Source organism: Streptomyces sp. BI87, from assembly GCF_025957665.1.
Lineage (GTDB): Bacteria > Actinomycetota > Actinomycetes > Streptomycetales > Streptomycetaceae > Streptomyces > Streptomyces albidoflavus.
The window spans coordinates 5,583,373-5,590,000 of sequence record NZ_CP110079.1; the positions used below are offsets into that span (position 1 = coordinate 5,583,373).

The window sequence follows — 6,628 nt, forward strand, 5'->3', positions numbered from 1 at the left end:
TGCGGAAACGTCGGGCACGAGGGTGCGGGAGGGCCAGGTTCCCGGCCGGGATGAGATTCATACTGTCGGGTGGATGTCACCCGGACGGCGTATCCGGGCGGCGACGCACCCCGTTCCTGGGGCATGCCGTGGCGGCCGGCCACGGCACCTGTCCCACGTACGAGGAGTACAGCAGTGAAGAAGTTCCAGAAGGCCGCAGCCGTCACCATGATCGCGGGCGGCATCCTCGCCGCCGGCGCCGGCGCGGCCTCCGCCACCGGCGGTGCCCAGGCGGACGGCGCCGCCCTCCACTCGCCCGGCGTCGGCTCGGGCAACGCCGTCCAGGTCCCCGTGCAGGTCCCGGTCAACGTCGTCGGCAACACCGTGAACGTCGTCGGGCTCCTCAACCCCGCTTTCGGCAACCTCGGCCTCAACGGCTGACCCGCACCACCCTGCCGCGACGGCCCCCCGGCTCCCCCCGAGGGGCCGTCGCCCTGTGTGGACGACCGGGTGGCGGCTCAGCCCTCGGTCGCCGCCCCGTACGCCGCCACCTTCGCCCGCCGCGCGGTCCGCTCCACCGGCCGCAGCGCCTCGGCCCGCGCCGCCATCTCCGCCGCGCTCACCGCCCCGCCGTGCCCGCTGCTGCCCGCCAGCTCCACCAGGAGCGCCACCCGGTCGGCCAGCTCCAGCACCCGTACCGCCCGTTGCGGGTACCCCGGCGCCAGCGCGTCCTTCGCCCCGGCGTGCGCCCGCGCCCGGTAGGCGTCGAGCGCCGCCTCCGCCACCGGCCCCGAACCGGCCACGTCGAGCCGCGCCAGCACCTCGGTCGCCTCCCGCAGCGCCTGCGCCAGCTCCCGTTCCGCCTCCCCGAGCGAGGGCACGTCGGCCGGCGGTGCCTCCCGCACCGGCAGGCAGTGCCACACCACCTCCACGTGCACATCCCCCTCGGGCCCGGCCACCGCCACCTCCGGTACGAGACCGAGCCCGGCCCCGACCGTCACGACGGCCTCCTCGGCCTCCATCGCCCGCTCGTTGAACTCCGGGGGCCCGCTCAGCCCCAGCGGATGCCCCGGCACCGGCAGCGCCACCCGGAACCCGGTCGCCCCGAGCGACCGCAGCCGCCCGAGCGCGAGGGTCAGCCCGGCGGGCTCCGGCCAGTCCGGCAGCCCGACGACGCGATGGCGCGCGTCCTCCCCGACGATGGCCGACGCGGCGTCATCAGGGGACACCAATCCGGCAAGTAGGGCATTTCCCCATGCCGCCAACAGTCCTGAACGCGGTTCCGTGAGCATCCCCCCACCCTAAGGACAGGAGGGGGGACGGCACTGCTCGGCGGGTGGCGTAGGTTTGTACGGGGGCCCGCGTCCCGGAGGTCCGGGGGCGCGGCCGAACACCGAGACTGCAATGGGAGACAACGCGCTCATGAGCGATGTGCTGGAGCTGGTGGACGTATCCGTGGTCCGCGAGGGCCGGGCTCTGGTGGACCAGGTCTCCTGGTCGGTCAAGGAGGGGGAGCGCTGGGTCATCCTCGGACCCAACGGCGCCGGCAAGACCACCTTGCTCAACCTCGCCTCCAGCTACCTCTTCCCGAGCACCGGCACCGTCTCGATCCTCGGCGAGCAGCTCGGCAAGCCCGGCACGGACGTCTTCGAACTCCGCCCGCGCATCGGCGTCGCCGGCATCGCCCTGGCCGAAAAGCTCCCCAAGCGCCAGACCGTCCTGCAAACCGTGCTCACCGCTGCCTACGGCATGACCGCCGCCTGGCACGAGGACTACGAGGACGTCGACCGCGACCGTGCCCTCGCCTTCCTCGACCGCCTCGGGATGAACGAGCACCTGGACCGCACGTTCGGCACCCTCTCGGAGGGCGAGCGCAAGCGCACCCTGATCGCCCGCGCCCTGATGACCGACCCCGAGCTGCTCCTCCTCGACGAGCCCGCCGCCGGCCTCGACCTCGGCGGCCGCGAGGACCTGGTCCGCCGCCTGGGCCGGCTGGCCCGCGACCCGATCGCCCCCTCGATGATCATGGTGACCCACCACGTCGAGGAGATCGCCCCCGGTTTCACCCACGTCCTCATGATCCGCCAGGGCCAGGTGCTCGCCGCCGGACCGCTGGAGCTGGAACTCACCTCGCGCAACCTCTCCCGCTGCTTCGGCCTGCCCCTCGTGGTCGAGCAGCAGGACGACCGCTGGACCGCCCGCGGTCTGCCGATGCGCTGACCTCCCGTCAGACAGGGGCCCGAAAGGGCCCTGTCCCCGGGCGGCCCCCGCACCTACCATGAACACGTGGACATCGACGCGTGGGTGTGGTGGCTTGTCGGCGCGGTCGCCCTCGGCATTCCGCTCGTGATGACGGCCATGCCGGAGTTCGGCATGTTCGCCGTCGGAGCGGTCGCCGCGGCGATCACGGCGGGGCTCGGCGGCGGCATCGTCGCCCAGGTACTGGTCTTCGTGGTGGTCTCGGTGGCGCTGATCGCCGTGGTCCGCCCCATAGCGGCGCGCAACCGCGCCCAGACGCCGGGCACGGTCACCGGCGTCGACGCCCTCAAGGGCAGACAGGCCGTGGTGGTCGAGCGGGTGGACGGCTCCGGCGGTCGCATCAAGCTGGCCGGCGAGATCTGGTCGGCCCGCTCCCTCGACGCGGACCAGGCGTACGAACCGGGCCGCGAGGTCGACGTGGTGGAGATCGACGGGGCCACCGCCGTCGTCATGTGACCGGATCGGTCCCACGCACCGCCGAGGTCTGACAGACTCGGCCACCAAGATCCTCCCGCACGTCCGGCGGGAGGGGACACCAGCCCGCGAAGGCACGGAAGGCACGGGGAGCCGCGATGGAACCGATCATCATCGTCCTGATCATTCTGGTGGTGCTCGTCTTCATCGCCCTGATCAAGACGATCCAGGTCATCCCGCAGGCCAGCGCCGCCATCGTCGAGCGCTTCGGCCGCTACACCCGCACCCTCAACGCGGGCCTCAACATCGTCGTCCCCTTCATCGACACGATCCGCAACCGCATCGACCTCCGCGAGCAGGTCGTGCCGTTCCCCCCGCAGCCCGTCATCACCCAGGACAACCTGGTCGTCAACATCGACACGGTCATCTACTACCAGGTGACCGACGCCCGGGCCGCCACCTACGAGGTGGCCAGCTACATCCAGGCCATCGAGCAGCTCACCGTCACCACCCTCCGCAACATCATCGGCGGCATGGACCTGGAGCGGACGCTGACCTCCCGCGAGGAGATCAACGCGGCGCTGCGCGGCGTCCTCGACGAGGCCACCGGCAAGTGGGGCATCCGCGTCAACCGCGTCGAGCTCAAGGCGATCGAGCCGCCCACCTCCATCCAGGACTCGATGGAGAAGCAGATGCGCGCCGACCGCGACAAGCGCGCCGCCATCCTCCAGGCCGAAGGTGTCCGCCAGTCCGAGATCCTGCGGGCCGAGGGTGAGAAGCAGTCCGCGATCCTCCGCGCCGAGGGTGAGGCCCGCGCCGCCGCCCTCCGCGCGGAAGGCGAGGCCCAGGCGATCCGTACGGTCTTCGAGTCCATCCACGCCGGAGACCCGGACCAGAAGCTCCTCTCCTACCAGTACCTCCAGATGCTGCCGAAGATCGCCGAGGGCGACGCCAACAAGCTCTGGATCGTGCCCAGCGAGATCGGCGACGCCCTCAAGGGCCTCGGCGGCGCCTTCGGCAACCTCGGCGGACTGGGCGGCGCCCCGGCCCCGGCCGCGCCCCAGGCACCGGGCCGCGAGCGCATGGAGAAGCCCACCATCGACTGACCCGCACTGCCGCCTACGACGAAGGGCCGCCCCCCTGGCACCAGGGATGCGGCCCTTCGCCGTCACGGCAGGATCACGCGGCCGGCAGCGCCAGCCACTCCGGCAGCTCCTCGGTGCCGCCCCGGCCCAGCGCCAGCAGCATCGCGTCCGAGGGCGTCGGCTCGAACGGCTGCCGCAGCAGCGGCATTCCGGCCTCCTCCGGTGTCCGGTTGGCCTTGCGGTGGTTGTCGGCGGCGCAGCACGCCACGGTGTTCAGCCACGAGTCGGCCCCGCCCTTCGACCTGGGCACCACGTGGTCCACCGTCGTCCCGCGCCCGCCGCAGTACGCACACCGGTGCTGGTCCCGCACGAGCACCCCGCGCCGCGACCACGGCGCCCGTCTTCGGAACGGCACCCGTACGTACCGGCAGAGCCTGATCACTCGCGGCACCGGTATGTCCACCAGCGCGGCCCGCACCCGCTGATCGGGGTGGACCATCTCCACGACGGCCTTGTCCTGGAGGACCAGCACCACGGCCCGGTTCCACGTCACCGTCGACAGCGGCTCGAAGCTCGCGTTCAGCACCAGCGTGTCCCGCATGTCCAGCCCACCTCCCGTGCGCCGCCCGCCCCCTGGCGGACCGCTACAACTCTGGCCGGGCGCGGCGCGGCGGACAACGCAATATCGAGGCCGGCGCACCGGGCGGCCGTGGGCACGGCGGCCACCCGACGCAAGAAAGCTGCCCGCCCGTGGCCACATTCAGACCACGGGCGGGCAGCAATCGGGAAAACACCTCCGCGCGGACGCGGAGCGGGGCGGACGGCTCAGCCCTCGGCGGGCACCTCGTACTCACCGACGAGCTGGGCGCGGCCCAGCGTGTGGAACCGCAGGTTGAAGCCGACCACCGCCGGTGAGGAGTCCGCGTCGGCGTCCAGGTGCTCGGTGTCGACCGCGTACACGGTGAAGACGTAGCGGTGCGAGCCGTCCCCGGGCGGTGGCGCGGCGCCGACGAACTCCCGGGTGCCGTAGTCGTTCCGCGCGTGCACGGCACCCTCGGGCAGCCCGGCGGAACCGGGCGACCCGGCGCCCGCGGGCAGCTCGGTCACCGAGGCCGGGATGTCGAAGAGCACCCAGTGCCAGAACCCGCTGCCGGTCGGCGCGTCCGGGTCGAAGCAGGTCACGGCGAAACTCTTGGTCCCGGCCGGGAAGCCCTCCCAGCGCAGCTGCGGCGAACGGTTCCCGACCGCCTGCACCTGCGCGTCGTCCAGCGTCGCGCCGGGCTTCACCTCGTCGCTCACCACCGTGAACGACGCGACCTCGGGCAGGAAGTCATGGGGGAGCGGGGGCCTCGGGTCACTCACGTGCGTACCTCCAAGTACGGCTGTCGTTCTCTCTGCCGCCGCCGAGCCTAGAACCAGTTGCGCCGGCTTCCGACCTCCGACAGCCACTGGTTGAGGTATCCCGCCCAGTCGGTGTTCTGGAAGTCGTGCAGGCCCACCTGGAAGGAGCGGAAGGTGTCGCTGCCCTCGCTGAAGAGCCCGCCCTTCTTGTCCATCTCCAGGACGACGTCCATGGCGCGGTCGTCGGCGACGAAGCTGAGCTCCACCTGGTTCAGCCCGCGGTACTGGGCCGGCGGGTAGAACTCGATCTCCTGGTAGAAGGGGAGCCGCTGACGCGTCCCCCTGATGTGCCCCTGCTCCATGTCGGCGTGCTTGAAACGGAACCCGAGCTGGCCGAAGGCGTCGATGATCGCCTGCTGCGCCGGCAGCGGGTGCACGTTCACCGGGTCGAGGTCGCCGGAGTCCACCGCACGGGCGATGGCCAGTTCCGTGGTCACGCCGATGTTCATCCCGGGCAGCTGGTGCCCGGAGAAGACGGTGATCGGCGTCTCCCACGGGATCTCCAGCCCGAACGGCACCGTGTGCATCGCCTCGGCCTCCAGCTGGAACTCACCGCCCAGCCGCATCTTGGTGAACTCGATGTCCCGCTTGTACTCCTGGTCCCCGCTCTCCACCTCGACACGGGCCTGGAGCCCCACGGAGAGCCCCTCGATCCGCTGGTCGACGGAGCCGCCCTGGATGTGCACCTCGCCCTGGACGACACCGCCCGGTACGACGTTCACCTCCGTCAGCACCGTCTCCACGGAGGCGCCCCCCGCGCCCAGACTCGCCAGCAGCCGCTTGAAAGCCATGTCGTGCTCCTCCCCCAGGCCCCGCCTGTGGTGTCGTCTTCTCCTGCCGGACAGAACGCGATCCGCGCCCGCCCGGTTCCGTACGCACCCCGAACGGCCGCCGCCCGCACGGCACACGGCCCGCGGGAACCGTCTGGACTACGCTCGGTTGCCATGATCGCGGCCCTTGACCGTACGCCCCTCAACAGGTCCTTCTTCGACCGGCCCGTACAGGAGGTGGCCCCCGAACTCCTCGGCCGGCTCCTCGTCCGCACCACCGAGGCCGGCCCCGTCGAACTCCGCCTCACCGAGGTGGAGGCGTACGCGGGCCCCACCGACCCGGGCTCGCACGCCTACCGCGGCCGCACCGCCCGCAACGACGTCATGTTCGGCCCGCCGGGCCACGTCTACGTCTACTTCACCTACGGGATGTGGCACTGCGTCAACCTGGTCTGCGGCCAGGAAGGCGATCCCGGAGCCGTACTGCTCCGCGCGGGGGAGGTGGTGCGCGGCGCCGAACTGGCCCGCCCGCGCCGCCCGGCGGCCCGGCACGACCGTGAACTGGCCAAGGGCCCCGCCCGCCTCGCCACGGCCCTCGACATCGACCGGTCCCTGGACGGCGCCGACGCCTGCGGCCCGCCCTCGTCACCGCTCCGCATCCTGACCGGCCGCCCGGTCCCCGCCGACCAGGTCCGGACCGGCCCCCGCACAGGAGTGGCC

At 72.2% G+C, this 6,628-nt stretch carries 9 protein-coding genes (1 of these 9 cut by a window edge); 5 read left to right on the top strand and 4 right to left on the bottom strand.

The features are described 5' to 3' along the window. The first annotated feature begins 174 nt into the window (after nucleotides 1-174). A complete protein-coding gene (locus tag OIM89_RS24885) occupies nucleotides 175-420 on the top strand; it encodes a chaplin family protein (protein ID WP_030694999.1) in 246 nt (81 codons plus the stop codon). Between the two features lie 77 nt (nucleotides 421-497). Here OIM89_RS24885 and OIM89_RS24890 read toward each other — a convergent pair whose 3' ends face one another. Next, the gene (locus OIM89_RS24890; protein WP_008403834.1) at nucleotides 498-1,271 is read right to left on the bottom strand and encodes a hypothetical protein; all 774 of its coding nucleotides are present in this window, start codon (nucleotides 1,269-1,271) and stop codon (nucleotides 498-500) included. A 130-nt stretch (nucleotides 1,272-1,401) separates the two neighbouring features. On the opposite strand from OIM89_RS24890, the gene OIM89_RS24895 reads away from it, so the two are divergent. From OIM89_RS24895 to OIM89_RS24905, 3 genes are all read left to right on the top strand, one after another. Continuing rightward, nucleotides 1,402-2,199, top strand: coding sequence for an ABC transporter ATP-binding protein (locus tag OIM89_RS24895; protein ID WP_030694998.1), 798 nt, complete (start codon nucleotides 1,402-1,404; stop codon nucleotides 2,197-2,199). Between the two features lie 66 nt (nucleotides 2,200-2,265). Further along, nucleotides 2,266-2,694: an NfeD family protein gene (locus OIM89_RS24900; RefSeq protein WP_047142536.1), complete on the top strand. Its 429-nt coding sequence runs from the start codon at nucleotides 2,266-2,268 to the stop codon at nucleotides 2,692-2,694. A 116-nt stretch (nucleotides 2,695-2,810) separates the two neighbouring features. Continuing rightward, nucleotides 2,811-3,758 (top strand): SPFH domain-containing protein, encoded by a 948-nt coding sequence (locus OIM89_RS24905; protein ID WP_008410203.1) that lies wholly within the window; start codon nucleotides 2,811-2,813, stop codon nucleotides 3,756-3,758. A 73-nt stretch (nucleotides 3,759-3,831) separates the two neighbouring features. Here OIM89_RS24905 and OIM89_RS24910 read toward each other — a convergent pair whose 3' ends face one another. The 3 genes from OIM89_RS24910 to OIM89_RS24920 form a co-directional block, all read right to left on the bottom strand. Beyond that, nucleotides 3,832-4,338, bottom strand: a complete 507-nt coding sequence (locus OIM89_RS24910; protein ID WP_003947357.1) for an HNH endonuclease — start codon at nucleotides 4,336-4,338, stop codon at nucleotides 3,832-3,834. A gap of 224 nt (nucleotides 4,339-4,562) precedes the next feature. Beyond that, nucleotides 4,563-5,099: a YbhB/YbcL family Raf kinase inhibitor-like protein gene (locus OIM89_RS24915; RefSeq protein ID WP_264491631.1), complete on the bottom strand. Its 537-nt coding sequence runs from the start codon at nucleotides 5,097-5,099 to the stop codon at nucleotides 4,563-4,565. Nucleotides 5,100-5,146: 47 nt separating this feature from the next. After that, the gene (locus OIM89_RS24920; protein WP_003947355.1) at nucleotides 5,147-5,929 is read right to left on the bottom strand and encodes a sporulation protein; all 783 of its coding nucleotides are present in this window, start codon (nucleotides 5,927-5,929) and stop codon (nucleotides 5,147-5,149) included. A gap of 153 nt (nucleotides 5,930-6,082) precedes the next feature. Here OIM89_RS24920 and OIM89_RS24925 point away from each other — a divergent pair, with 153 nt between their 5' ends. Next, nucleotides 6,083-6,628 carry the 5' portion of a DNA-3-methyladenine glycosylase gene (locus OIM89_RS24925; RefSeq protein ID WP_264491632.1) on the top strand. 99 nt of this gene lie beyond the right edge of the window, so the window shows 546 of its 645 coding nt (coding positions 1-546); the start codon lies at nucleotides 6,083-6,085; its stop codon lies off the right edge, out of view.

Coding starts and splice junctions, on each gene's coding strand:
- OIM89_RS24890 (WP_008403834.1), bottom strand. CDS start 1,271: ATGCTCACGGAACCGCGTTCAGGACTGTTGGCGGCATGGGGAAATGCC.
- OIM89_RS24895 (WP_030694998.1), top strand. CDS start 1,402: ATGAGCGATGTGCTGGAGCTGGTGGACGTATCCGTGGTCCGCGAGGGC.
- OIM89_RS24905 (WP_008410203.1), top strand. CDS start 2,811: ATGGAACCGATCATCATCGTCCTGATCATTCTGGTGGTGCTCGTCTTC.
- OIM89_RS24910 (WP_003947357.1), bottom strand. CDS start 4,338: ATGCGGGACACGCTGGTGCTGAACGCGAGCTTCGAGCCGCTGTCGACG.
- OIM89_RS24920 (WP_003947355.1), bottom strand. CDS start 5,929: ATGGCTTTCAAGCGGCTGCTGGCGAGTCTGGGCGCGGGGGGCGCCTCC.